We start from the raw sequence: 23,848 nt of genomic DNA, 5'->3' as shown, positions 1-23,848 counted from the left end.
CGCAAGGCGGCTCTTAGGGAACACGGACGAGGCACGAGCCGCGGGGAGATCCGCGATCCCTTGTTATCCGACGCCGATCGATTTTATCGAGGAGGCTCGCCCTTTTCCGCGAAGAGTTCTCCGATCTCCATCCGGTGGTCCCTCAACCTCGAGCGGACCTTGCGCCATCTTTAAACGCTCGGGCTTGGCCGTGGGATGTCCGCGAGTGGCCCAAATGTATGGACCGGCCGGCGTTGGGCGACGTATAGCGCAGTATATGGTTAGTGTGGCTCGGCCTTGATTTGGTTGTGAGTTCCACGCTCGCTCTTGATGCGATTCACGATGGGGAGTGGTAGGCCTACCGATTGGTAGGCCCAATTTTTTCGACGACACGTGCGTTTCATGTAGTTGTTTATCGGGGATGCGCAGGAGATGTACGTCCTTGCTCTGGTCACCCAAAAAGGCGGAAGCGGCAAGAGCACGCTGGCCGTCGGACTTGCAGTCGCGGCAATGGAGAACGGGGAGCGCGTCGCATTTGTCGAGGCTGATCCACAAGGCACGATTTCAAAATGGAAGGAGCGGCGCAGCAATCCCTTTCCGCGGGTCGTTCGGGTCGCCGATCCTGCCGAGATAGAAAGGGCGCTGGTCCGCCTCGAAGCTGAGGGGATCTGGCTTGCGATCATCGATACCGCCGCCACGAACAATGCGCTGGCCACGCACGCCATCACGAAGGCCGATCTTTGCCTGATCCCGACGCGTCCGAGTCCCGCCGACATCGAAGCTGCAATACCGACGCTGATTGCTATTCGTAGGTTCAAGCGCCGATTTGCGTTCGTCCTCAATCAGACGCCACCGCGGGGCTGCCGTTTGAGCGAAGCTGCAACTTCGCTCAATTCGCTCGGCGTGCTAGCGCTTCCCTACGTCGGACAGCGCAACGACCACCAGGACGCGCTGGGGACGGGATTGGGCGTGACCGAGTTTGCACAAGAGGGAAGAGCCTCGGAGGAAGTTCGTGAGCTGTGGCGCTGGGTCTTGAAAAAGCTTGTCGAGGGGTCGTTAGATCATGAGCCACACGCAAAAAAGGCGGCGTGCTAGCCATACGCGCTGTGCGCGACGCTCGCTGGTGGAGCTTACCGCGGCGGCGAGCCGAGCCGTTGACGATGGCCTGTTTGTGTTGTCCAGCGGGATTGCTGCTTCCAATCCGCGATCGGAGCACACAGGCGAGAAGACGTCTGATCAAACAATCCTTGCAAGGCAAGCGACGGCTCCGAGTCCCGTTGCGGTGCTTGAACCTCGGAATGCGGCGGCGCCGCGCAAGGACGAACTCCTAGATTCCGACACTACCACCGAGATGATGGTGAAGATTGCCAAGGACTATCAAAACAGAGCTTTTGAAAACATCAAAGCCAGCCTGAATGCTGCGTTGGACCATGCAAAGGACCTCGTAGAGACACGGGTGGGAGGCGAAGCGGCATCGAAAGACATCGGCGGTTCCAGTCTTGAAAGCAATTTTTTGGCCGTTCTCAAAGAAGCCGCAACGGAGTTCCGCGCGGATGCTGTCGAATTGATTGTGCAGAAGGAACCAGCCGACAGCGCAGGGCAGCCGCAACTGCGATACATGCGGCGGCTCACTGACGAGGCGGTCAGATTGCTGGACGATCTTCGGAGCGGCAAGCTGGAGAATCAGGCGAACTTCATCCTGAGCGAATGCTTCAGAGAAGCCGCCAGCGCGTTCTCTATGATCAATCAGCAGCTCAAGCGCGACGGCTATGCCGCGAGCATTGATCCATCAATCTTCATCTGGCTTGCCAATATCACCGAACCGGAGACGCGCGACACCGGGACCATGCGGCTTGAGATCGTACCCAACCACCGAGGTCGTCCGAGCACGTACGCGCGCCAGGTCGCTCAATTCATCTGGCACCTTGTCGAGGGGCAGGGCTGCCGGCGACAGGCCGCCTATCGGGGGGCGCTCACGAAGTTCACCGTAAGCGCGAGTTTCGCCGAGAAGGCCTATGCCTTTTGGGAGCCGATCTTCAAACGGGCGGGACCGCACGTGAAGATGCTGACCCGCATTTCAGATCCAGAAATGTAAAGCTAAGCAGCGCGGGCATTTGGCGTCCGATTTGACTGAGCCCGAGGCCCCGGCGAGGACCGCCCGGCAACTTCGTCGGAGCTTTGGACGAAGAGGGCGGTGACGTTGGGGCCGCTCCCGCATGGCCCATGATTGCGCTGATAAGGGCCGGAGCGAAGCCGGCTGATCTGCCGGTGCAGACGCCGACCAAGTACGAGCTGGTGGTCAATCTGAAAACCGCCAAGGCGCTCGGCCGCGATCTGCCGGCATCGGTGCTCGCCCGCGCGGACGAAGTGATCGAATAGGGTTTGCTTTGCTGCGATGCATGAGTCCGGAAATGGCCCGACTGAGAAATGTGGTGCTGCAGTAAGTCGGCAGCTATCTGGGGTACACCGGCCGTGGCGCCAACCCATTCGGGAAGGCAGCCCGTGACCCACTTCGGACGTGCCGACTGCGCCTGTCACTATGGCGCTTGCCTACAATGATGGTTCGAAAAGGTGAGGTCGGCAGACCGCCTAGCCGCGCTACTTCGGTCGCGCGGTATGAGTGATTTTGCGCCTCTACCGATTCTGGATCTTTGTTTTCAGTGGCGAGTTCTCTCGTGGCTCTCAACCAGCACTTGGTAGAGCACTTTAAGTAGGCGCGAAACAGGTCAGATGTAATTTTCATATTATGGAAAAGCTCGCCGAATCTTGGTGACGGAAAGAACCAGACAGCAGCGGGCTGATCCATCGGCAAACTTTACACCGAGGATAAGACTAGGCGACCGGCTGTGACCGTCGCGCGCAACACAAAGGTAATTCCCCAAAGGGATCACGCCCACGCCCAGTTCAACAACCCGGTCTGTGACGTACTTCATTGTTGGCCGGACGTCGACGGGATTTCCGGTTATGGCACTTTTGAAATGCCGCGTTAACCCTTCAGGCGCACTGTGATCGCGACCTTCTGGTGGTCACGCGTATCGAGTAGAGCCGTCGCCGGGAATACCAGCGACGGCTTTTTCGCAGGAGAGTAGATGGATTATCAGGCTTTCACGAATGACAGCCTCACGATGATGTACGCCGCCGTACGTGGTACTTTGGCTGCCGATGACGCGGCCGAACGCCAGGGTAGCGAGCCTACGTTCAAGGTCCGCGATACGCCAGAATGGAAGAAACACGCAGCGGCCTTGGAATTCGAAATGCTTAGACGGGGCATGCTGTTCGAGGTCATCGATTGGGCTGAGGGAGGATCCCTGCCGCTTTAAAGTTTCCGGGTCGCGGGTATCGGTCCCGCGCTCACCGGTTCACGCCGGCGGGCCCCCTTTCACAAATCGAGGTCCGGCTTTTTCGTCTTGGAAATCGGCTCCGATGACGTGGGGAGCTGCTGTGATCTCCATGAGGTCAGCTCTCCAGGAAGCAGAACTGGGTCGGTTTCGACCTCGTTCTTTATGCTGAATGCGAGCGCAATGGATGCCATCAGCACCAACAGGCCTCCTGCAATCATTAGCCAGGCGAGCAATTCCAACAATGGCATTGCGGTCCCCCCGCATTCATGTCCGGCGATGCCATAGATTGTTACAGGCACTCACTCTGCAATGACCGAAAGAATTGCTTCGAGATAGTCGCGATGAACGGTGGTTGGTGACTTGTTTCCGTCGAGCAGGACGCGGGCGCAATTTACGTAGACGCTGCTCTGCCCGACGATAGTGCCCGTCTTGTCAGCAAGTCGCGGACAGCGCGATGCGCCGAGTGCGCTTAGTTGAACACGATCGCCAATCGAAAAATCTGACGTCATGGTGCCAATCCAGACTGCATGGGATCAGGCAATAGTGCTTGATCCGTGAGGCTGCTTTCCAGAATCGCTCAGTCGTTCAGTTCAAAGCAATGCCAACTGATATGTCTAAATATTTAGTTAAAGCCGGGTTGCTTGCCCGCCTGTTCACGCTGGCGGGTCTATTCCACGAGCCGCATAGTCCGGCGCCGTTTCATGCGATCAAGGGCGCGGACAACTACCTCTCTATCGAGAACGGCCAATAGCCGGTGCACTGTTTGAGTAGCGTCGCGCGGCCCTGGTGCGATGTATTCGCCAAGGATGCGCCTGGCATCCTCAATTGCCTTCAATACGGTGTCCTCATCCGGAGTGTTCATGGTACACGCCTTTAATGTGCGGACCCCAACGGGGAAATGAACTTCTTTCCTATTCTCGTTTTGGAAGGAGAAAACGGCCCCAGCTTGCTGCTGCGCCAGGACCACCAGCATCATGGTCACTATCGGAATTGTCGTCTGTGAACTGATGGACATATGAGCAAGATTCTTCGCGTACTTCATGCTCGTTCAGCAATTGACAGCTTTTTTGGTTACTAAATCATTGGGAAAAAGTGGCAAGGCGTCCCAATGCTGGACGCCGAACACACAACAATTTAAATCCAGCCAAGCGTAAGCCCTTCAAGGGTACCTCCAACGCGGTCATTCCAGTACCTCATACTCGAACGACACGCCTTCGGGATCTCCTCAAACCATTTTTCTGGAGCATCTACATTCGCGAACGCCTTCGCGATGCGATTTGTCGCAGAGGACCGCCTTTTCGATGAGCTAATATGAACGAGGCGGCTGGCCTGATGGAGACTCAGCCGATGTTAGAGGTTTTGAGCACATGGTCGCTTGAAGCGCTTGCCATTGTCGTTGCTTTTGCTCTCGTGGTGTCGGGCGTGATCGGGCTCACGCAAGGTCGAAAACGATAGCGAGCGTTTATCAGGCGCTGGGCCGCTTGACGAATAATTGGTGACCGGAAGAGCCTGCGGCGCCTAACGGTAGCGGACTGCGGGGCGCATGCAAAAGGTCGACATGAGAACGAGGAGCCGTCAGGTCATTTGGGGCGATCGCATCATGGGTGCTTAGATACGTGCGGCGCGATAGTGAATGTCACAACGAGACTTGAACATCGCAGCCATCGCGGCCCTCGTCGGCTGGGTCGGATTCTGTCTGTATAAGGGTTGGTTCTAAGTCATGTTCGGATGGAGAGGCTATGGCGGGCCGCAAGCTTGGCAGGTGAACATCGGCTCTAGGTCGGAGATCCGCACGCCACTGCTCCAGCCGCTGGCGCCGATTACGACCGAATGAGGGCGCTTGGATTGGAGCTGAAATGATGAAGCCCAGCCTCATACTTCTGCTCGCCATTACCAACCTGATCGCAGGCTGCGCAAGCACGGGCAGCAATCCGGTTGCGGACATGCCGAGCTGGATGGGTGGCCTGCCAGCCGACGCGCCTCCGAGACCCGGGACAGCGGCCTACGATGCGTGGCAAGCCGAGCGAGCGAAGGAAGCTGCCCGACCGAAGGTAAAAGATGCCGCTCGCTAACGCGGGGCCGGCGATCGTGAATTGCGACGAGTGCATTTTGAGAACAGATTGTGAATATATATATATATATATACATTCCTGTTCAGCGGGAGGCGCTTATCGTGAGCGCTGGAGCGGCGCACGGTTTTGCCGCTTTATCCCGGTAGGGTGATTCGGCGCTCGGAAGAGTACGTATTGGGGTAGGGACGGCTCTGGCGCCCTTAGCCCTAAGCCCCGCGCCGGGGCCGTTCTCTTCTTTGTTTGTTCTCGTTCGGTGGCGAGGGGCGACCAAACCTTTGAGTTACGCAAGGAAATTATTCCGCCGTGAACAGATAGAGAAAGGCCACCTCGGGGGCGCTCCCCGTAATACTACTCATAAACCAAGATTCATTGTTCCACTTTTGTGCCGGAACGGATTTCATACTCGAGGCATGATATCCCGATGGTTGAAGCTCAACCTAGGACGCACGCGATGGGGCGGTATTATTTCGACCTCCAGGGTGCACAGAACGCTAAAGACTCTGGCGGCCTAGCATTTGAAAATGACCTAGAGGCCTTTCAAGCCGCTAACCGACTAGCCAGAGAGCTGGCTGCCGCGCGCCCAAACTTGAGGGGCAATACCTGCGTGGTGATCACCCGAAAGGGCGCGGAAGATACGTATTGGGTAGGCGTCTAAGGCCGCCTCAGTTGGCGGCCTCGAGCTGGCAGCGGCACAGACTCGCCCATGCGCTGGCGCCGATCGCCTGGCCATGACAGCGTGCCGCGGCTGGACTCATCAGCGGGCTTCCCAGAGTCATGGCGGGGCTGTTTAGCGAGATCACGGTATCGGGGGGAGAGTAGTGCCGCAGCACCAGCCGCGCCGCGACGTAGAGGGTGACAAGGCTCACCACGGCGATAATCCACCAATTCAGCCAATCCATGATGACCCCATTTGGCCGCGCAACTGCTTTGCAGACACAGTGCAGACACAAGCAAGCCGGTTGAGCCGGCACCGCTGGACGAGACAGGCAAGCCCGCTGGAGGCCCTGCCAATCGCCGCGCGGAATTGACGTCTCAGGCTTCAGTTTTTTTGCCAGTTCACCCATTTGCGCCGGCCAAGGAGGGCGAAATGGTAGGCTACGAGGAGCGGCCGAAACACATGAGCGGCGACTGGCGGCTATTCTGGCGGCGGATGTCGCGGGCTCTTGCCGCTTGATAGGGATCGACGAAGAAGGCACGCTGGCGCGACTGAAAGCGCTTAGAAGAACGATTTTCGATCCCAAAATCGCTGAGCATCACGGACGTGTTGTTAAGAATACCGGGGACGGCGCTATTGCTGAGTTCGCCAGCGTGGTCGACGCGGTACGATGTGCCGACGAAATTCAACGCGGCATGGCCGAACAAAATATCGACGTGCCCGCAGGACAAGCGGATCGAGCTCCGCATCGGCATTCACGTCGGTGATATCATTATCGAAGAGAACGATATCTTTGGTGACGGGGTCAATATTGCGGTGCGTCTCGAAGGGATCGCTGAGCCCGGCGGTATCAGCATTTCGGACGACGCACGTCGGCAAATTCGTGGCAAGGTAGTTGTAACGTTTGAGGATTTGGGTTCGCAATCCTTGAAGAATATCGCCGAACCGATGCGGGTCTGGCGCGTCCCATACGGTCGCGCCGTGCCAGCCGCGCCGACCCGCCTGCGTGTTGATGACGCCCTTCCGCTCCCCGAGAAGCCCTCCATCGCTGTTCTGCCGTTTATCAACATGAGCGGCGACCCGGAGCAGGAATATTTTGCCGACGGAATGGTCGATGACATCATCACGGCGCTATCTCATTTCAAGGCGCTGTTCGTCATCGCCCGCAACTCGAGCTTCACCTACAAGGGGCGCGCCGTCGACGTAAAGCAGATCGGGCGCGAGCTGGGGGTGCGTTACGTGTTGGAAGGGAGCGTTCGTAAGTCGGCAAATCGAGTGCGCATCACGGGACAGCTCGTCGATACCACCACTGGGGCACATCTTTGGGCGGAACGGTTTGATGGTGGTCTCAGCGACGTCTTCGATCTGCAGGACCAGGTGACTGAGAGCGTTGTCGGGGCGATCGCGCCAGCGGTGGAAAAAGCCGAGATCGAGCGTGCCAAGCGCAAGCCGACCGAGAGCCTCGACGCCTATGCCCTCTATTTGCGCGGTTTGGCCAGGTTTTATCAGTATGCTGGTCGGCAAGCGAACGACGAGGCATTGCGCCTGTTCAACAGCGCGATCGAGCTCGACCCAGATTTTGCGTCGGCCTACGCTCGCGCCGCCTCTTGCGACGCCCATGCCAAGGGCAATGGCTGGATTTCGTCACAGGGAACGAGATTGCCGAAATGACGAGGCTCGCTCAGCGGGCGGTTGAACTGGGCAAAGATGATGCGATGGCGCTCGCCGCGAGCGGATGGGCGTTGGCGTTTGGTGTTCTCGATCTCGGGGGAGGCGCGACTTTAATCGATCGCGCGCTTGTGCTCAATTCCAATTTGGCCGAGGCGTGGTTTTGCGGCGGCTGGGTGAAAAACTACCTCGGGGAACCGAAACTGGCGATCGAGCGCTTCGCACGTGCGATGCGCCTGAGCCCACTTGATCCGCGAGTGATGGTTATCCGAAACGGTACCGCGTATGCCCATTTCCTCTTGGGCCGCTATGACGAAGCGCCATCGTGGGCGGCAATGGCATTTCAGGACAATCCGGACCATCAACCTGGATTACGGATCGATGCCGCGAGCAACGCAATGGCCGGACGGCCCGAGCAAGCACATAAGGCCATGGCTCGGCTGCGGCGACTGAACCCCGTGCTGCGTGTTTCCAATCTCAAAGCCGTGCTGGGCCCTTTTAGGCGGGCCGAAGACCTTTTGCGATACGAAGAAGGATTGCGGCAAGCCGGGCTGCCCGAATGACCATCGCAGAAAGATGCTCGCCCGTTGGGACGAGATGATCGAATAAGCGCGACTTCCGTTGTTGTGCAGGTTTTCGGATGCCGGCATGCCGAGACCATCTCCACGCTCGGACAGCCGGCGTCCGAAAAGCGCCAAGGCACGAAATCGCGGGAGGTGGGGCGCTGACGGTGCAGCGGGCGCTATGGGGATTTTGCGGCGGGCTCGGGCCTGAGAAGACTGGACCGGAGCGGTTGCGATGATCGGGTTTCTGCCACGCGTAGGGGTGTGCGTCGGTATGAACGAGCGATCTGCGCGTCGCGCGACAAGATTGGTCGCGCGACTGCTGGTGAATCCAGCACAGCGATGCGAGCGTGGGCGCTGCCGGCTGAGAGCCGGCCAGAATGGCGCTTGTCACTGCGGTCGTTGATCGGCGGCGATGGTCTCATGATGTGTCGATCCTGATCGGCGCCGGCGCCGGTGTGGGGCGGTGCTTCGGCTCGCAGCCGCGCTCAAAAGTCTCGATGACGATCATGCGGGCGCCGCAGCACGGGCATGGACGCGGCAGCACGCGGGGTTCGTTGATCGCGGCTTCGGGCGTCTCGGGTTCTTTAGGGCGCGCCGGCTGAGCGAGCAGCTGGCGCGCGTGCGCAATGTTTGCGGCTCGGGCGCCGTTGGCGAGCAGGCCATAGTGTCGGATGCGATGGAAGCCCTTCGGCAGCACGTGGATCAGGAAGCGCCGGATGAACTCGTCGGTCGCCAGCGTCATCGCCTTGTAGCGGGCGGGCCCCTCGATCCGATAGTCCTTGTACTTGAAGGTGACACCGTTCTCGTCGGCGGACAGCAGCCGGCGATTGGAGATCGCGATGCGGTGGGTGTAGCGCGACAGATAGCGCAACACCTGCCTGGGCCCGGCGAACGGCTCTTTGGCGTAGACCACCCAATTGATCTCGCGCAGTGGCGTCAGATAGGCAGCGAATGCAGCCTTATCGGCGAGCCGCGCATGCTCGCCGAAGAACTGCAGGCGGCCGGCGTGGTGAGCCGCGACCAGCATCTCCAGAAACAGCCTGCGGAACAACGCCGAGAGAACCTGCACGGTCAAAAAATAGCGTGGTCGGCACGCGATCCACTTCGATCCGTCCGGCGACAGGCCACCACCCGGCACGACCATGTGGACATGCGGGTGATGCGTCAGCGCGGAACCCCATGTGTGCAGCACCGACATGAAGCCGATGCGAGCGCCGAGATGCTTGGGATCGGCCGCGATCGTGAGCGTGGTCTCCGCCGAGGCTTTGAACAGCAGGTCGTAGATCACCGCCTTGTTCTGATAGGCGATGTCGGCGATCTGCGCCGGCAGCGTGTACACCACATGAAAGTACGGCACCGGCAGGAGATCGGCCTCGCGCTCGGCCAGCCACTCGCGGGCCGCAGCGCCCTGGCACTTGGGGCAGTGCCGGTTGCGGCAGCTGTTGTAGGCGATGACGGTGTGGGCGCAGGTCTCGTTCTCGCAGCGCGCCACATGGCCGCCGAGCGCCGCCGTGCGGCAGCGCTCGATCGCACTCATGACTTTCAGCTGGCCGAGACTGACGTGGCCCGCATTGGCGCGCCGCCACGCCGCCCCGTGGTCGCGCAAGATATCCGCGACCTCCAGCGCTGGACGCGACACAGCTCCCGGCCGTTACGCCGGCGGCGGGTTCTTCCTGCTCTTCCTGGGTCTCTTGCGAGGCTGCGACAGCCGGTCGAGCGGGCTTTCGATCGCCGCGATCATGCCGGTGGCGACACGGGTATAGCGCGCCGTCGTGTCCAGTTTGTCGTGACCCAGCAGCGCCTGGATGAATCTGATATCGGTGCCGTCCTCCAGCAGGTGGGTCGCGAAGCTGTGGCGCAGCGCGTGCAGCGTCACGCCCTTCCTGATCCCGGCCGCATCGGCCGCCTCATGAAACAGGCGGTTGAGCTGGCGGGTGGTCATGGGCTTGCCGGCCCTGGTGCCGGGAAACAGCCAGCGTTCCGGCACGGGCGTTTGCGCATCGTGACGCGATGGGCGCGCCTTCCACCATTGCCGCAACAGATCGAGCGTCTTTGACGACAGCATGACATTACGGTCCTTGCGCCCCTTGGACTGCTCGATGCGAATGATCTTCTGCGCGCTGTCGATATGCTTGACCTTGAGCCGCACCACCTCGCCGGCGCGCAACCCGCAGCCATAGCCGAGGCTGAGCAGGAGGCGGGCCTTGAGGCTGCCGGCGACGGCCAGCAGGCGCCGCGTCTCATCCTGGCTCATCACCAGCGGGATCTTCTGAGGCTCGCGGAGATGATAGATCTCGGCCGCAAGGTCCAATCGGCGCAGCGTCACGCGGAACAAGAACCGCAACCCGGTCATGATGCGGTTGCGGTTGCAGATGCTCGCGCCCGTCTCGGCCAGGTGCAGCTGGAAGCGGCGGATGTCCTCAAGTGTGGCCGTGTCGGGGGACTGCTTCACAAACGCCGCGAACCGCTTGCAACTGCTGATATGGCCTCTCTGCGTGCCCGCACAGAGCTTGCGCGCATTCATGTCCTCGATCATGCGCTGGCGCAGCGGGCTGACAGCATCCGTACTCATAGGAAACTCCTGTCTTGAATGAGGTTGACGACACCTCGATCTTCAAGACAGGGCGACCCGCGCGCTATCGACGATCTTGACCCCGGCTACCGTGCTCGCGGTCGGGCTCCCCGCGCAGCGGGCTATCGCGCAGCGATTTAGTGCGTTGGCCCACTTCAGACGTGCCGAGCACGATGAGCGATGTCGGTTCTCGTGGGCAAAGCGGAAGTGACGCAGGCCAGACTGGATTTCGCCTTTTGACCCTAAGGCGACCTAGGCAGCCCGCTTCCGATCGCGCCTAGATGCGAACCTCAGATGTGAGGAGCGGGGCAACTGATCGTGTTGACGGCAGGCGGCGGTACTCGGGTTGTCGCCTGACGACACCGCTACCATTTAAGGTGGGTGAATACTTGCCTCGGCGCGCGACTTTGGAATCTGGAGCCTCGTTGATGCCCCATGGTCTGATCCCTGGCAGTGCTGCTATCGCCATACTCGCGACGCTCATCGCCCAAGGCACAACACACCGTGCGGACGCTGCATCACTGGCAGAGGTGCGGCAGAATGGTATCCTACGCCTCTGCGCCAACCCATCCGCACTCCCTTATTCGAACCTCACCGATAGAGGCGGTCTTGCCGGGTTCGAAGTCGAACTCGCGGAAGTTTTGGCGCACGAGATGGGATTTGAGCTCGGTGTGACCTGGGTTCGAAACGCCCGTGATATTAAGAACTCGGATTGCGATTTCTTGATGGACGTCGTCGCCTCCGCCGCAAGCTACGATCGGGAGGGACTTACCGGGCCGCTGACAACCCATCTACCTCTTCGCTATTCGAGACCTTACGCAGACAGCGGTGTTGTCCTCGTCATTTCATCTCGATCTTCGGTTCGTCGGCTTGAGGATTTGCACGGTCAGAAGATTGGCGTCATGGTTGGCACCGTCGAGCACGAGTGGCTAGCCAAACGCGGCTTCCGCGTTTCGGTCTTCGCCTCTCAAGAAGACATAATTGCCGCGATCGAGGCAGGCGAAATCGAAGTCGGCGCCACAAACCCCGTGATTGTCGGCTGGTATCGGCACGAACACCCCAGCACGGCAGTAAGGATACCCGACGGATACGAGCCAGAACCGGCACTGCGCTGGAGTGTTTCAGTCGGGCTTCGCCGAGCGGACGATGCGCTGCTTGCAGCCGTGGATGCTGCGGTATCACGAGTGGTCGAGCAGCGGATACCAGCGCAGATCTACGCGAAGTATGGCATTACCCATCTACCCGCTTCCGGCGCAGGTCTCCAGTAAGGATGCAAAGCCTGGTGCGACTGACACTACGAACCACTGCTCTATCCTCACGGTGCAAGCAAGGCTAGGTGCCTTGACGTTAAGGCGTCTGCTCACGGACAGGAAGCCGCACTGTGCTACTGAACAGTTCTTCCGCTTATGTGCCCTTCGCGACATATTGCACCGCCATACGACCCTGGTCGCTGACGGGGCACAGCGGAAATCGTCAGGCCGCCGTCTATCGCAGCGGACGACGCTCGTGACCCCTAGCCGCTTCGAGCCGTCCTGAGGGATCTCGGTGGTTGGGCGGGGTCAGGCAGTGTGGCATAATCCACGACGTGGACCCGTTAAGTCCATTGCTTCTTTGTCAAAGGAGAATCGCCATGTCCACGTACATGCTTCTCTGCAATTTCACCGAGCAAGGTGTTCGGACCATCAAGGAAATACCGCAGCGTCGAGCGGCCGCCAGGGAGTTGGGCAAAAAGTTTGGCGTTGACATCAAGGCCGGCTATCTCGCCATGGGAACATATGACCTCATCATCCACACCGAGGCCACCGACGATGAGGCCATGGCCAAGTTTCTCTTGTCGCTGGCCGCCATCGGGAACGTACGGACGACTTCGGTCAAGGTGTTCCCGGAAGCGGACGTTGACAAGATCATCGCGGGACTTGCGTAAGCTAACGCAAATCAAAACGAAGGTCAGTTGTTGGCACATAACGTCGGCCAGCGCAGCGACATGTCTGAAGTTGACGGTAGACCGGAAATGACAAGCCGACCTTCAAAACAACGCTAATGACCCACAACGGACATCCGGCCTGCATGGGTAACCTGCGATCCTCAAATGTCCTATGTCCTGAATTGGAGGAGCTCCTGTCGGATACCGTACAGACGCCAACATGTTTTTGATATATTTTTAACGCAGGGATAGCTCACTGGGAGGCAGGGATAGCTCACTGGGAGAGTGTCCATGCGCGGAAATGGATTACCTCAACTGTTGCCGACCGAACGTCCTCGCTGCCCGACGTGTCGGGAATGCATGGATTTGCAGCGTGTAGACCCCGGCATGAGAGGATTCGAGAACCGCGTCTTCGAGTGCGCCAGGTGCTACACGATGAAAGCCGTTCCTGCGGCGATTGGTCGAACGAAATCTCGCAGCGCCAGTGGGCCGAAAGTCGGTCGCTCAGCCAAAGAGAACCCTACCGAAGGGGACGTCGGAGATGTCCTTGTCCACGCAAAGCGACATCAATTCTCGGTCGGCCACCGGACAGACGGAAGCGTCAAAGAGGCTTCATAATTCTCTGTCTAGAAGACCGCGCATTGAAACGACTGCGGATCGGCTAATGGCAAGGTTCTATTTTGATTTCCACGATGCCAGTGGCATCCTTAGAGACGAAGCGGGCGAGGAACTGCCCAGCGCCACCATCGCGCGGAACGACGCGCTCAAAACCGTCGGTCAAGCCGTCAAGGACTTAACCTATCGCCACGCAGATGGACGCGTTGTGATTGAGGTCCGCGACGGCGACGGACCTGTCCTCAGGGTCTTGGCAGTCGTCGAAACGACCTCCCTCAAAGAGTAAGGCGCGCCTCAGGGGACGGCTTATCCCAAGCCCTGTGTCGCCTATTGACCCATAGCGGCAATTCCCGATGGCTCCCTAGGATGCAAATCCCGAAATGGTCCAAACGGTGAAGGCAAATATTGTTGGGAGCATGGGGTAAGCAATAGTGCGCCCATTCCCAGCGCTCGAGCGGAGAGCAATTCAAGCCCATGTAGAGCAACTGCCACCAACGTACTTGGCAGCGCCGCGTTGCTTGGAGTTCTGCAGCCTGCTTACTCAGACCGCCGCCGCCATCTTCACCGATCGCCCTATCATGTATCTCGATCGAGCACCTTCGTGGATCCAGGTCTAATCTGCCATAGCCTGTCCCTTAGTTATCGTCATGTGCGGCCTTATTGACGATCGCGAGTTGGCGTGAAGTCTCGGCCTGCGCCGCCGCCACTAGGCGCTCGCACGTCGCGGCCGAGCAACATTCGAATGCTCCGAATGACCGAAGAGCAATCAGGAAGCCGAGGGACGGGAGGCAGAGAATGTCCGCTTGAGCTTGTTAACGGCGCGGACGGCCAAACCGAGCCCCAAGGGATTGGTCTGGCGGAAGAAGGCGACCTTCTTCACATAGCCCTCGACATGCCATTTGGCGTGCGCACCGCTGCGGAAAAAGATCACGTCACCGACGCCATAGCGCTTCGGCGGCAAGCCGTCGCTCTCGAGTACGATCGATCCTTCGAGGATCATGATCGTCTCGTCGACATCGTAGTCCCAGTTGAACTTGCCCGCGGTGCAGGACCAGATCAGGGTCGTGGCAGCGCGGTCCGCACTGGTCGATAGTACGCGAGAGCGGGCTTCCGGATTGCCTTCAATGATCCAGGATGGCTCAATCGGCGACGGCATGAGATCCACGTTTGAACGGCCGGTTTCAATAAGCGCAAGCGGCATCGGTCACCTCGAGGAACTAAACGAAGTATCAAAAGCGCACCGGCAAAGCTTGTTGCCACTTTTTTGCCGGGATCCGCAGGATCATACGTACCGCAAGCACTGTGAAGATGCCACTTTGCCGCAAGTAATCGGCACGTTCCCGCGACCGCGCATTTGCTAACCGGCGACAAAAAGGGATTGCCTCTTTTGAGCAGTCGTTCTTTCCGGGAACTAGGCGTAGATTGCCCGGGCTATTCGTTCGGCTCGCCGCGGGGCCCCGAGCGCTTGCCACAATTCCATTAGGAACGACTCGCCGCATCGAGCATAGCCAGCACCGTCACCAGACGCTCTAGCTCTTTTGTGCGGTCCTTATGGCTCCCGTAGCTGGAGCCTCCTTGGTTAAGCGCACCTCGGAGCGTTGTCGTTATGCCCCGCTCGCCGTCGATCGTGCCGCAAGATGCGGACCATGACATGTACATCATACTGGACGCCTCTGGGGCTTGGGTAGGCCGCGCCTGGGGCGAGACCGAAGATATCTACCGCGAGACGGTAATCCGCGACCTCTTGGACGGCGTGTACAGCTATCCGGTGCGCATCGTTGCGTTCAATACCGCCGAGGGATGGTCGCGAGATATCACAATCGAGATTGCCGCTGAGCTGAAGCAGCGCTGGGTCGAGGGGAAAGATATCCCCGCATGTGTGCAACATTTGCTAGCATTGAACGGCCGACGCTGAGTGCGGCTCCCCCAGCCAGCCGGGTGCCCAGCCAATACCAATAATCCCAAAATCTCGCTAGATCGCGCGTAGTAATCCCTGTGCGAAACGGTCGGGCTTCGGTCGCCATCGAACGGAAACGGTGATGCCAGTGGTACGGTGCTCAATTCGACAATGATACCAACCTTGACGGCCAGGTCTGGGCAACGGGCGGGCGCCCGCCTCCCTGCTCGAATTTTTTGGAGACGGTCCGCCGACGCTGAACCACGCGTGTACACTATCGACGACTTGGTATTCCCGTGGCATTGGGTCGGCTCGAAAAGCGCATCGTCCGCGTTAGCAATGAGGTGGCCACTTCCGCTGTTGTGCAGGTTTTCGGACCTGCCCGACCTCGCCCGATGATGTCCGGTCATTGTGATAGAGAGGACATGATCTGGGACACTCAGCCCTCCGGCAGCCCCGCCAGACGCATGCCCTGATAGGATCGCCCGCGGCTATGTCGAAGATGTTGGCTGACTGTGAAGTACTTTACATCCCTGTGTTCTTGGTCCGGGCTAAGATGGCTGCCTTCTTACTTTGAAGGAGGCATCCGATGCTCGCGACAATCAAATGGAACTCCCGATATAACGCTCGCGAATGGGTGATGATGGCTGGGGCGCTCGTCGTCCAACTCAGCGCACTGAATGCAAAGCGACAGAAGGGTGAAAGCAAACCAAGGCGGCCACTCTGGAAACGCTTCGACGACACCCATCATTGGGACTCAACCGCGGAGGAATGGGTCCCCAACCATGATCGGTGATCGTGCAACGCATTATGCGTCCCGCAGGCCGAGTTCCGAGACTTCAAGATCCCTCTCACTGACGGCCCTGTCGAGCGGTGCGGTCGCGTTCAAGTAACTGGATCGGGGAGGTGAGTTCCTGGCCGGCCGCTTGATAATGGTCAAGCAATTGCTTTGGGCCGTTTGCCGACCGTTTCATGGGTTGATGTCCGTTGGCGGCGGGACGTGCTGGGACGCCGCCGGGATCGATCGCGAATGACCCCTTTTCAGACTTCGCGGGGATAAAAGCTTACTACCAGCTGCGCGTTCTGCTAACTCGAAATGGGTAGTTTCCTCAACGAACCCGAATTGCGATTATGCAGGGCGATTGCGGTGGCCGCCGGGGTTGTGGGGGCGGCGTTGAGATGCTCCATCGCACGCGCCATCTCTTTCGTCCGTCAGCAGACCGCGGTGATCAATTCGATCAAAGCGCATCTTGCCGAGTTTTGCATTGTCGCACCGGTCGGATGTAGGAGTGTCGATCAACCGCTTGGTAAACGGGAAAGTAGCGATCTTTGATCCTTATCAAGGAGATCAAAGAGTCAGTCATGGTGGACGATCCAACTGCCTAGTCTAGGCGTCGACGATGTCCGATCCACGATCACTAACGCCGGAGATAAATTTCCGCCTAGGCATTAGCTATGCCGGCGGTCTGGTCGCAATTGGAGTGATCTATTTCGCCCTGGCAAAAGGCGGCCTTGCTCTCGCCTCTATTCATCCCAGTGCAACGCCAATTTGGCCACCGACGGGTGTCGCGCTGGCGGCGGTGCTGTTGTGGGGATATCGGGCTTGGCCCGCAATTTTCACGGCAGCGGTGATCGCCAATGCGACGACCGCCGGCTCGGTTGCCACCGCAATTGCGATTGCGACCGGTAACTCTCTTGAAGCGGTTGTTGGCGCTTACCTGATCAATCGATGGTCGAGCGGATGTAATGCTTTTTCGACGCCAAATTCTGTCGCGAAGTTTGCTCTGATTTGCTTCGTGATCGCGACACCGATCAGCGCCAGCATTGGACTGACCAGCCTGGCAACCGCCGGGTATATCGAACGGACGAATTTCGCGAACGCCTGGGTCACATGGTGGCTGGGAGATGTGACCGGCGCGCTGGTCATTGCCCCCGTTATTGTGCTCTGGGCATCAAGCCACTACCATGCTTTCAACCGCAATGAATTTTTGGAGACGATGGGCGTCCTTGCAACAGCGACGGCTGTTGGACTCATTGCTTTCAGCCCCCTGATCGAGCAAACGCCGAGTCGAGATCCATTGGGTTTTCTTGTGATCCTGCCATTGTTGTGGGCGGCGCTGCGCCGCGGTCCACGTGACACCGCAACGGTCGCGCTGGTGCTTGCAGGCATCACCATTTGGGGGACGCTCACGGGCGGCGGCCCCTTCACGACCACTGATCTCAACGCTTCATTCCTGTTGGTGTTGATGTTCTTGATCAGTATTACCGTTCCAAGTTTGTTACTGAGCGCCGACGTCGAGGTGCGCAAGAAAGGAGAGGAAAGTCTGCGCCGCGCCCAGATCGAACTCGAACGGAAGGTCGCAGAGCGTACGCAAGAGCTGGAGCTCGCCAATGCAGCAAAATCGCGCTTTCTTGCCATGGCAAGCCATGATTTGCGGCAGCCATTACATGCACTAGGCCTGTTCGTTGCACAGCTGCGCACACCGCTCAAATCGGGGGAAAGGACAAAGACGATCGAGCTGATCGATGCAACGCGCAAAGAAATGGATGAAATGATCAATTCGCTCCTGGATATTTCCAAGCTCGATGCTGGGATCCTTACACCCGAAGTTACCGAATTCCCGATCGCGCGCCTGTTGCAAAAAATTGAGACGACGTTTGATCAGGCAACGCGAAAAAAGGGCTTGCGTCTACGCGTTAGGCGAAGTGACGCCTGGGTGTGGAGCGACGCCATGCTGCTCGAACGCATACTGCTCAATTTGGTATCCAATGCTGTGCGCTATACATTGCGGGGCGGGATCATTGTCGGATGTCGTCGGCGCGGTGAAATGTTGCGCATCGAAGTATGGGATAGTGGTCCCGGCATTCCTGAGGATCAGAAGCAGAATATCTTTGGCGAGTTTTTTCAACTTGCTACCCCAGAACGGAACCGGTACGGCGGCCTGGGGCTCGGCTTGGCTATTGTCGACAGGCTTCGCCTACTTCTCAACCATCAAATCGACTTAGCTTCGACTGTGGGCCGAGGTTCGCGATTCGCAATCCTGGTTCCGATAGCCGATGAATGCGTCACGTCCACCGAGCCGGTCGACTCACCTCACCCCGCAGCTTTTGCAGGCAAGGTAATTCTTGTTATTGCCGATGCTCCAATTGTGCAGGAGGGAATGGGCGGATTGCTTGGCAAATGGGGATACTCCGTCCTTACCGCCGGATCCGACGAAGCTGCACTTATCCGACTTGCTGAGCGTCAACAACGCCCCGATCTTATAATCTCGGATTATCATCTTGCGAGCGGAAAGACCGGGATCCGAGCAATTGAACAAGTTAATGCGGCGTTTGGTTCATCAATTCCAGCTATTCTCATCAGCGGCGATACGGCACCTGAACCATTACATGACGCTAAGGATAGAGGATACGTTTTGCTGCACAAGCCTGTCGACCCAATGCGGCTCCGCGCTGTCATGCACGAGCTATTTATGGATCGTGACGATAGGAGAGATACCGGAACGGCTTTATGACTGAGATTTCGGCGACAATTCCCAGCCCATTTTTCCTACTTTTATTACTGCCTCGGTGCGGCTCGTTACGTTGAGCGCCTTGAGAACGACCGTGATGTGGTTCTTCACTGTCGGCACCGCCATATTGAGGGTTTTGGCAATGACCTTGTTGCTTTTTCCCTTCATCAGGAGCGCAAGCACTTCAATCTGCCGATCGGTCAACCCGAGACCCTCAAGAGAGTCGCGCGTCTCTAGCTTATTTGTAAGCCGCGGAGGCGTTGTTTCCTCCAGAATTTCCGAGGGAATGTAAATACCGCCGGAGAACACTAACTTAATGGCGTTGAGCATCACCTCTCGTTCGGTAGTTTTCGGGATGAAACCCAGAGCGCCAAGTTTGAAAGCGCGCTTGACTGTGTCTTGATCATCCGAGGACGAAAGAATGATGATAGCAATGGTCGGATAGCGGTCTCGCAGTTCGCGGAGGACAGAGAAACCATCTCGATCAGGCAAATTGATATCCAGCAAAATGAGGCTGATGTCGGGATGTTCTTCGACTATGTGCATTGCCTGACCGCTGTTCGAAGCTTCAAATATGACGGCTTCTCGCTTCAGCTGTTTCAGGACCGCGCGCAACGCCTCGCGAATCAATGCATGATCGTCGACAATAAGAACTTTCATTGAAAGCTCTCCGTCATCCCATTGCACGGAGATCCAATTAAAAGAAAATCATACACCCACCTTCAGGTCTTTGGCGAGCAAGAGGCTGGCGGAAGACTGGTTCCCGAAACCGTCCATCCTCCATCCGTGGCCCGATCAGCGGTTCGCCGTCAGCCACTCAAGGTAGGAGCCGAATGCCGTTGTGTGCTACAATTGTAATCACCTCACGGTAGGACACCGAAAAAGCGAGTGCGGACGACGAGACTCGCGGACTCAGAGTCTCCTTCGCCCATGCGCAATGGTGAACGTCCATGATGCGTCTAACGGATGTCAATTGATGCCGAGATCTGTACGGTACCTTGATCATAGGACCTAAGAACCTCTCTGTGTGGACCTCCGGCTGATTGACGGGCTGTGCCGTTTGACGATGATCGTCAACGGATAGCCTCACGCGCTAGGATCTTCTACCAAGCGCCGCCATATGATCGTTATCGCAGCTTTCGTCGCCGGGTTCGGCGTGAAGCAGCTCTAGACTGCGGCGTTGGTACGATCCGGCAGTGCGGCGGCGATGTTTTTTGTCAAATTCGGTCCCTCGAAGCGTGCTCGCACGCCGGACGGGCAACCACATGCATGATCGAACTGCCACCCCGAAGCCATTGGCAGGCGCGCTGCCGGAGCTGAACGGCTACGGCCGCGATCTGCGCATTGATGCCTGCCGCGGCATCGCGCTCTGGTGCATCTTTCTTGACCATGTCCCCAACAACATCGGGAGCTGGCTGACGCTGCGTAACTACGGCTTCAGCGATGCCGCGGAAGTGTTTATGTTCGTCTCGGGTGTGACCTGCGCGCTGGCCTACGGCAAGGCATGGCGGTGCGGGGGCTGGACCAGCGTGATCGGCCGAACGCTGTGGCGAAGCTGGGATATTTATGTCGCATTTCTGCTGCTCACGCTCGCCTGCGCCGTCATGGTGCACCTCGCAGGCGGCGGCCATCTTGCCGACAAGAGCAATACGCGCATTCTGTTGGAACAGCCGGGCGTGACGCTCGCGCATGCGGCGATCCTGCAATACCGCCCCGTCAACACCGACGTCTTGCCGCTCTTCGTGCTTTATCACCTTTTGTTCGCGCCGCTGCTGTGGCTGCTGCTGCGAGTGCCGAACGCAACGCTCGGTGCGTCGCTGTTGCTTTACGCACTGGTGCACGCTTTCGGCTGGACCATCCCGGCATGGCCGAACAACCACTGGTTCTTCAATCCGCTGGCCTGGCAGCTGCCGTTTGTGCTTGGCGCGTGGTGGATCATCGAGGGCAGGAGATTCCGGCCGTCGGTGACCTCACGCACGGCGCTTGTGGCTGCCGTTCTCTATCTGGTGTTCAGCCTCATCATTGCATTGAGCTGGAGCATCAAACCGCTGGAAGCGCTGGTCCCGCAGGCGCTGCTGACGCTGCTTTACCCGATGGACAAATCGAATCTCGATCCACTGCGACTGCTGCATTTTTTGGCACTTGTGGTTTTGGTCGTATGGTTCGTGCCTCGCGATTGGCGGGGGCTGACGACGGCGGTGATGCGCGGCGCCATACTCTGCGGCCAGAACTCGCTGCCAATCTACTGCCTCGGCGTTCTGTTGACGCTCGCCAGCCACCTGGCGCTGCTCAACATCTCGGAGGGGCTCATGATGCAGATCGCGCTCAGTGTTGGTGGCGTCCTGGTCATGATCGTGGTGGCGACGCTGCGCAACTTGATCAAGATCAAACCCAGGCAGCACGCGAAGCCCGCCGACCTGCCCGTCGAGGAGCCAACCAAGTTTGAGCTGGTCATCAATCTCAAGACAGCCAAGGCGCTCGGCGTTGACATTCCGTCCATGCTGCTCGCCCGTGCCGACGAGGTTGATCGAATAAAGATGCTTTTTGCTACGGTGCGCGAGTCCGGCTGCCGCGCTGGTCCAGTGCCCGCCATCGGGCACGCCTTCGGGCCACTAGCGGAAAATGTGGGCCAGGATGTGAATTAGATCACAAGGGACTGTGGAGCCTGCCCTTTCCTCTTCCGGCCATCATACAGGAGCCAAGGCCATGATTTCCCACCCAAGGACCCACAAGGGAGCGGTGCTGATCGCGACATACGTAATGTTTGCCGGCCTAGCGGCGTTACTGTCGGTCAACCTGACATCACCCACCAGCGCCGCGCTCGGCGCGGACTGGCAGTGCAGCCGGTTTGCGCTCGTAGTCACGACCTGCGCCCCGGTGCGTGCACACGAGACCGCTTCCACTGGCGTGCGCAAGCGGACCTAGTACACGACAAACCGGACACCATGCTGCGAATGTCAGCTGAAATCAGCGGATACCCTCTGCGAGGGCTCCTTTCCTAATTTGAGTCGGGCTGCCGATACGCTCGGCCCACTCCAACAGCTGCTCGGTCTGGTGCTCGGTTGGAAACTTCGGCGGATGATATGCCATCTTGGTCAGGAATTCCTGGAACCAACGATCCCATACGTGGCCGCACCGATCATGAGAACGCATCTTTGGCGCGGTGCATGGCCGGCGACTTCGGGCTTCACCTTGATCCAACGCGGTGATCAGCCAGCCCGATAAGGCCGATCCCGGTGCTTGGAGACCAAGTTCAATGCCTGCTACTGCTCGGGTCCAATTGCCCGAACGCATTATCCACCGGCCACAACGCCTCGACTTGCTCGCGATGTAGCTTCAGGCCTTGGCCTGCATTGCTACACTCTAGCACGATAGCGCCTTCGCGCAGCACCACGACCCGAACATCAGCTCCAGGCGCTTCCAGGCAAGTGTGCAAGGCAAGTAATTGTTGTTCCCTGTGGTGGCGGTCAGCCACGGCGCTAGTGCGGCAATTAAGGCATCGTCCGTTCATGTGACGAAACGGACCTGCCGGGCCGACCTGACGATGTCAGTTGACGGGGGCAGAGCGGAAGTCGGCGGTACGCAGTCAAATCGACGCGATTGACCCTTAGCTGACCTTCAGCAGGTCTGCTTGGGCGGCCAGTGTAGCTCCGCCGCTGGAGCGGCCGCTGATGAATTGCGTAGAAGTTCATAGAGTAACGCTGTCTGCCAGAGTCGAACGTCGCCATGACCTAACCTCGTTCCTCAAGACTTCGCCGTTGCGGGTATCTGACCGGGCTCGAACGGACCCGGCTCGAAGAAGCCCTCGATCGATTCGACCTTTGCGTAGTTCTCGGCGATGCTCTCGGGTGTCAGATGTGGATCATTGAAGCCAGGTCCCATGACGATAGCGATACGTTGGATTGCTCCAGCTTCCACGTTGTAGATGCGGTTCGTCTCTGAACAACCATCGCTTGCCAGCCAAACGATCGCTGGCGCAACAGCCTCAACCGGCATGGTGGCTTCGCTCTGCTTCAGCCAGGCGGGATCCGCAACCGCCGCCGGGTGCATCCTCGTATACCCGGCTGGCGAAATGGTGTTCACGAGAATCCCATGCTCGGCACCTTCAATTGCAAGAATGCGCATCAATCCGACGACTGCGCACTTCGCCGCCGCATAGGTGGCCTGGCCCCGTATTCCGAGCAGCCCGGCGACCGAAGTCGTGAGGATGATCTTCCCATAGTGCTGTGCGACCATGTACGGCCAGGCAGCCTTCACCGTGTTGACCGGCCCGCCGAGGTGCACGCGCCAATAGTGATCGAAATCATCAAGGGTGGCGTCCTCGAATAGCTGGCTTCCGCAGATACCAGCGTTGTTCACGAGAAGGTCTACTCTCCCGAAATGCTTGATGGTCGTCGCGATCAAGTCGCTGCCACCTTCAGGACTGGAGACATCGCTGTCATTCGCGATGGCCTCGCCTCCACGCGACCGAATGAGGTCGGCGACCTGTTCCGCTATCGTGGAGTCCTTCCCGAACCCCGATACGTCGGTCCCCAGGTCGTTCACCACGACCCGGGCCCCTCGTTCGCCGAGGAGTTCGACGTATGCCCGCCCCAGCCCGCGGCCTGCCCCAGTCACGACCGCGACCTTCCCCTCCAACGAAATTCGTTCCGTCATCTCGCTATCCTTTTCCGGCAAAGATTGAATGCGTCTGTGCGCAACCGTGACGCCAACTGTCGGGGCGCTATGTCCCTTTGGCAAAGCCAGATTCACGTCCCCCGCAATCGACATTGCGTCCGCTTCCGGGAAGTTCCCTGATGTCCGCTTCTGGCAGATATTGTTGCAAAAGTCTTTTTGCGGCATGGGACTCAAATTCTCCGAGCCGTAGGCGCGACGATCGAATAATTATGTGGGGGACCATGCCGCCGTGCACCAAACTCACAGGCGATTCCGGTATTGGGTTTGAGGCTGCATTGATCGGCGATTGTCGCTTGTTTCGTCTTTCCGCGGAAAATTGGTCGCCCGGCATTTTGGGAGTTTTGCAACAATATCGGCACCTTTGAGACAT

23 protein-coding genes and 2 pseudogenes are annotated in these 23,848 nt (G+C 58.6%); 16 read left to right on the top strand and 9 right to left on the bottom strand.

All coding sequences use genetic code 11. From position 1 onward, the window contains the following. Positions 1-411 precede the first annotated feature (411 nt). From V1293_RS20260 to V1293_RS20245, 4 genes are all read left to right on the top strand, one after another. The gene (locus V1293_RS20260) at positions 412-1,074 is read left to right on the top strand and encodes a ParA family protein (RefSeq protein ID WP_334511642.1); all 663 of its coding nucleotides are present in this window, start codon (positions 412-414) and stop codon (positions 1,072-1,074) included. Continuing rightward, positions 1,043-2,074, top strand: coding sequence for a hypothetical protein (locus V1293_RS20255; RefSeq protein WP_334511640.1), 1,032 nt, complete (start codon positions 1,043-1,045; stop codon positions 2,072-2,074). The genes V1293_RS20260 and V1293_RS20255 overlap by 32 nt, the downstream gene beginning before the upstream one ends. A gap of 128 nt (positions 2,075-2,202) precedes the next feature. Continuing rightward, the gene (locus tag V1293_RS20250) at positions 2,203-2,358 is read left to right on the top strand and encodes an ABC transporter substrate binding protein (protein ID WP_334511638.1); all 156 of its coding nucleotides are present in this window, start codon (positions 2,203-2,205) and stop codon (positions 2,356-2,358) included. A gap of 710 nt (positions 2,359-3,068) precedes the next feature. Beyond that, positions 3,069-3,299 carry a hypothetical protein gene (locus V1293_RS20245; protein WP_334511637.1) on the top strand — a complete coding sequence of 77 codons (231 nt, stop codon included), beginning with the start codon at positions 3,069-3,071 and terminating at the stop codon, positions 3,297-3,299. A 59-nt stretch (positions 3,300-3,358) separates the two neighbouring features. Here the strand turns inward: V1293_RS20245 and V1293_RS20240 are convergent, their stop codons facing one another. Next, entirely contained in the window at positions 3,359-3,568 is a 210-nt protein-coding gene (locus V1293_RS20240) for a hypothetical protein (protein WP_334511636.1), read from the bottom strand. Positions 3,569-3,619: 51 nt separating this feature from the next. After that, positions 3,620-3,829: a hypothetical protein gene (locus tag V1293_RS20235; protein WP_334511634.1), complete on the bottom strand. Its 210-nt coding sequence runs from the start codon at positions 3,827-3,829 to the stop codon at positions 3,620-3,622. Between the two features lie 38 nt (positions 3,830-3,867). On the opposite strand from V1293_RS20235, the gene V1293_RS20230 reads away from it, so the two are divergent. The 3 genes from V1293_RS20230 to V1293_RS36195 all read left to right on the top strand — a co-directional run bounded on the left by V1293_RS20230 (position 3,868) and on the right by V1293_RS36195 (position 6,047). Next, the gene (locus tag V1293_RS20230; protein ID WP_334511632.1) at positions 3,868-4,071 is read left to right on the top strand and encodes a hypothetical protein; all 204 of its coding nucleotides are present in this window, start codon (positions 3,868-3,870) and stop codon (positions 4,069-4,071) included. A gap of 560 nt (positions 4,072-4,631) precedes the next feature. Next, positions 4,632-4,775, top strand: a complete 144-nt coding sequence (locus tag V1293_RS20225) for a hypothetical protein (RefSeq protein ID WP_334511630.1) — start codon at positions 4,632-4,634, stop codon at positions 4,773-4,775. A gap of 1,038 nt (positions 4,776-5,813) precedes the next feature. Continuing rightward, positions 5,814-6,047, top strand: a complete 234-nt coding sequence (locus tag V1293_RS36195) for a DUF6894 family protein (RefSeq protein WP_442894256.1) — start codon at positions 5,814-5,816, stop codon at positions 6,045-6,047. A gap of 7 nt (positions 6,048-6,054) precedes the next feature. On the opposite strand, the gene V1293_RS20220 is transcribed toward V1293_RS36195, so the two are convergent. Then, complete coding sequence (locus V1293_RS20220; RefSeq protein WP_334511628.1) at positions 6,055-6,291, bottom strand: hypothetical protein; 237 nt, start codon at positions 6,289-6,291, stop codon at positions 6,055-6,057. Between the two features lie 196 nt (positions 6,292-6,487). Further along, positions 6,488-6,736, bottom strand: a complete 249-nt coding sequence (locus V1293_RS20215; RefSeq protein ID WP_334517082.1) for a hypothetical protein — start codon at positions 6,734-6,736, stop codon at positions 6,488-6,490. On the opposite strand from V1293_RS20215, the pseudogene V1293_RS36190 reads away from it, so the two are divergent. Both V1293_RS36190 and V1293_RS20210 read left to right on the top strand, forming a co-directional pair. After that, positions 6,654-6,920: pseudogene (locus V1293_RS36190) on the top strand (adenylate/guanylate cyclase domain-containing protein); the annotation flags it as partial. The gene V1293_RS20215 and the pseudogene V1293_RS36190 overlap by 83 nt on opposite strands. Positions 6,921-7,019: 99 nt before the next feature. After that, positions 7,020-8,278, top strand: a pseudogene (locus tag V1293_RS20210) (winged helix-turn-helix domain-containing tetratricopeptide repeat protein); the annotation flags it as partial. 421 nt (positions 8,279-8,699) lie between these two features. On the opposite strand, the gene V1293_RS20205 reads toward V1293_RS20210, so the two are convergent. Together V1293_RS20205 and V1293_RS20200 are read right to left on the bottom strand one after the other, a co-directional pair. Further along, positions 8,700-9,920, bottom strand: coding sequence for an IS91 family transposase (locus tag V1293_RS20205; RefSeq protein ID WP_334508880.1), 1,221 nt, complete (start codon positions 9,918-9,920; stop codon positions 8,700-8,702). A 12-nt stretch (positions 9,921-9,932) separates the two neighbouring features. Next, positions 9,933-10,853 carry a tyrosine-type recombinase/integrase gene (locus V1293_RS20200; RefSeq protein WP_334508877.1) on the bottom strand — a complete coding sequence of 307 codons (921 nt, stop codon included), beginning with the start codon at positions 10,851-10,853 and terminating at the stop codon, positions 9,933-9,935. 428 nt (positions 10,854-11,281) lie between these two features. Here V1293_RS20200 and V1293_RS20195 point away from each other — a divergent pair, with 428 nt between their 5' ends. The 3 genes from V1293_RS20195 (at position 11,282) to V1293_RS20185 (ending at position 13,678) form a co-directional block, all read left to right on the top strand. Next, on the top strand, positions 11,282-12,121 hold the full coding sequence (locus V1293_RS20195) for a substrate-binding periplasmic protein (protein ID WP_334511627.1): 840 nt from the start codon (positions 11,282-11,284) through the stop codon (positions 12,119-12,121). A gap of 362 nt (positions 12,122-12,483) precedes the next feature. Further along, positions 12,484-12,777 carry a GYD domain-containing protein gene (locus V1293_RS20190; protein WP_334511626.1) on the top strand — a complete coding sequence of 98 codons (294 nt, stop codon included), beginning with the start codon at positions 12,484-12,486 and terminating at the stop codon, positions 12,775-12,777. A gap of 664 nt (positions 12,778-13,441) precedes the next feature. After that, positions 13,442-13,678, top strand: coding sequence for a DUF6894 family protein (locus tag V1293_RS20185; protein WP_334511624.1), 237 nt, complete (start codon positions 13,442-13,444; stop codon positions 13,676-13,678). Positions 13,679-14,158: 480 nt separating this feature from the next. Here V1293_RS20185 and V1293_RS20180 read toward each other — a convergent pair whose 3' ends face one another. Beyond that, on the bottom strand, positions 14,159-14,593 hold the full coding sequence (locus V1293_RS20180) for a cupin domain-containing protein (protein WP_334511622.1): 435 nt from the start codon (positions 14,591-14,593) through the stop codon (positions 14,159-14,161). Between the two features lie 450 nt (positions 14,594-15,043). On the opposite strand from V1293_RS20180, the gene V1293_RS20175 reads away from it, so the two are divergent. Next, complete coding sequence (locus V1293_RS20175; protein WP_334511621.1) at positions 15,044-15,307, top strand: hypothetical protein; 264 nt, start codon at positions 15,044-15,046, stop codon at positions 15,305-15,307. Between the two features lie 1,382 nt (positions 15,308-16,689). Beyond that, complete coding sequence (locus V1293_RS20170) at positions 16,690-18,804, top strand: MASE1 domain-containing protein (protein WP_334511619.1); 2,115 nt, start codon at positions 16,690-16,692, stop codon at positions 18,802-18,804. On the opposite strand, the gene V1293_RS20165 is transcribed toward V1293_RS20170, so the two are convergent. Continuing rightward, the gene (locus tag V1293_RS20165) at positions 18,799-19,461 is read right to left on the bottom strand and encodes a response regulator transcription factor (protein ID WP_334511617.1); all 663 of its coding nucleotides are present in this window, start codon (positions 19,459-19,461) and stop codon (positions 18,799-18,801) included. The genes V1293_RS20170 and V1293_RS20165 overlap by 6 nt on opposite strands. A 554-nt stretch (positions 19,462-20,015) precedes the next feature. Here V1293_RS20165 and opgC point away from each other — a divergent pair. Then, positions 20,016-21,446 carry an OpgC domain-containing protein gene (opgC, locus tag V1293_RS20160; protein WP_334511616.1) on the top strand — a complete coding sequence of 477 codons (1,431 nt, stop codon included), beginning with the start codon at positions 20,016-20,018 and terminating at the stop codon, positions 21,444-21,446. Positions 21,447-21,507: 61 nt separating this feature from the next. Next, a complete protein-coding gene (locus V1293_RS20155) occupies positions 21,508-21,726 on the top strand; it encodes a hypothetical protein (RefSeq protein WP_334511614.1) in 219 nt (72 codons plus the stop codon). 819 nt (positions 21,727-22,545) lie between these two features. Here V1293_RS20155 and V1293_RS20150 read toward each other — a convergent pair. Then, the gene (locus tag V1293_RS20150) at positions 22,546-23,643 is read right to left on the bottom strand and encodes an SDR family NAD(P)-dependent oxidoreductase (protein ID WP_334511612.1); all 1,098 of its coding nucleotides are present in this window, start codon (positions 23,641-23,643) and stop codon (positions 22,546-22,548) included. Positions 23,644-23,848 lie beyond the last annotated feature (205 nt).

This window comes from Bradyrhizobium sp. AZCC 1693 (assembly GCF_036924745.1).
Classification (GTDB): domain Bacteria; phylum Pseudomonadota; class Alphaproteobacteria; order Rhizobiales; family Xanthobacteraceae; genus Bradyrhizobium.
Note: the sequence above shows the minus strand (reverse complement) of the source record. Positions and strands in the feature narration are given on the sequence as shown.

What these genes read in the sequence shown, in the direction of transcription:
- V1293_RS20260 (WP_334511642.1), top strand. Translation starts at nt 412, where the DNA reads ATGTACGTCCTTGCTCTGGTCACCCAAAAAGGCGGAAGCGGCAAGAGC.
- V1293_RS20255 (WP_334511640.1), top strand. Translation starts at nt 1,043, where the DNA reads ATGAGCCACACGCAAAAAAGGCGGCGTGCTAGCCATACGCGCTGTGCG.
- V1293_RS20250 (WP_334511638.1), top strand. Translation starts at nt 2,203, where the DNA reads ATGATTGCGCTGATAAGGGCCGGAGCGAAGCCGGCTGATCTGCCGGTG.
- V1293_RS20245 (WP_334511637.1), top strand. Translation starts at nt 3,069, where the DNA reads ATGGATTATCAGGCTTTCACGAATGACAGCCTCACGATGATGTACGCC.
- V1293_RS20240 (WP_334511636.1), bottom strand. Translation starts at nt 3,568, where the DNA reads ATGCCATTGTTGGAATTGCTCGCCTGGCTAATGATTGCAGGAGGCCTG.
- V1293_RS20235 (WP_334511634.1), bottom strand. Translation starts at nt 3,829, where the DNA reads ATGACGTCAGATTTTTCGATTGGCGATCGTGTTCAACTAAGCGCACTC.
- V1293_RS20225 (WP_334511630.1), top strand. Translation starts at nt 4,632, where the DNA reads ATGAACGAGGCGGCTGGCCTGATGGAGACTCAGCCGATGTTAGAGGTT.
- V1293_RS36195 (WP_442894256.1), top strand. Translation starts at nt 5,814, where the DNA reads ATGGTTGAAGCTCAACCTAGGACGCACGCGATGGGGCGGTATTATTTC.
- V1293_RS20220 (WP_334511628.1), bottom strand. Translation starts at nt 6,291, where the DNA reads ATGGATTGGCTGAATTGGTGGATTATCGCCGTGGTGAGCCTTGTCACC.
- V1293_RS20200 (WP_334508877.1), bottom strand. Translation starts at nt 10,853, where the DNA reads ATGAGTACGGATGCTGTCAGCCCGCTGCGCCAGCGCATGATCGAGGAC.
- V1293_RS20195 (WP_334511627.1), top strand. Translation starts at nt 11,282, where the DNA reads ATGCCCCATGGTCTGATCCCTGGCAGTGCTGCTATCGCCATACTCGCG.
- V1293_RS20190 (WP_334511626.1), top strand. Translation starts at nt 12,484, where the DNA reads ATGTCCACGTACATGCTTCTCTGCAATTTCACCGAGCAAGGTGTTCGG.
- V1293_RS20185 (WP_334511624.1), top strand. Translation starts at nt 13,442, where the DNA reads ATGGCAAGGTTCTATTTTGATTTCCACGATGCCAGTGGCATCCTTAGA.
- V1293_RS20180 (WP_334511622.1), bottom strand. Translation starts at nt 14,593, where the DNA reads ATGCCGCTTGCGCTTATTGAAACCGGCCGTTCAAACGTGGATCTCATG.
- V1293_RS20175 (WP_334511621.1), top strand. Translation starts at nt 15,044, where the DNA reads ATGTACATCATACTGGACGCCTCTGGGGCTTGGGTAGGCCGCGCCTGG.
- V1293_RS20170 (WP_334511619.1), top strand. Translation starts at nt 16,690, where the DNA reads ATGTCCGATCCACGATCACTAACGCCGGAGATAAATTTCCGCCTAGGC.
- V1293_RS20165 (WP_334511617.1), bottom strand. Translation starts at nt 19,461, where the DNA reads ATGAAAGTTCTTATTGTCGACGATCATGCATTGATTCGCGAGGCGTTG.
- V1293_RS20155 (WP_334511614.1), top strand. Translation starts at nt 21,508, where the DNA reads ATGATTTCCCACCCAAGGACCCACAAGGGAGCGGTGCTGATCGCGACA.
- V1293_RS20150 (WP_334511612.1), bottom strand. Translation starts at nt 23,643, where the DNA reads ATGCCGCAAAAAGACTTTTGCAACAATATCTGCCAGAAGCGGACATCA.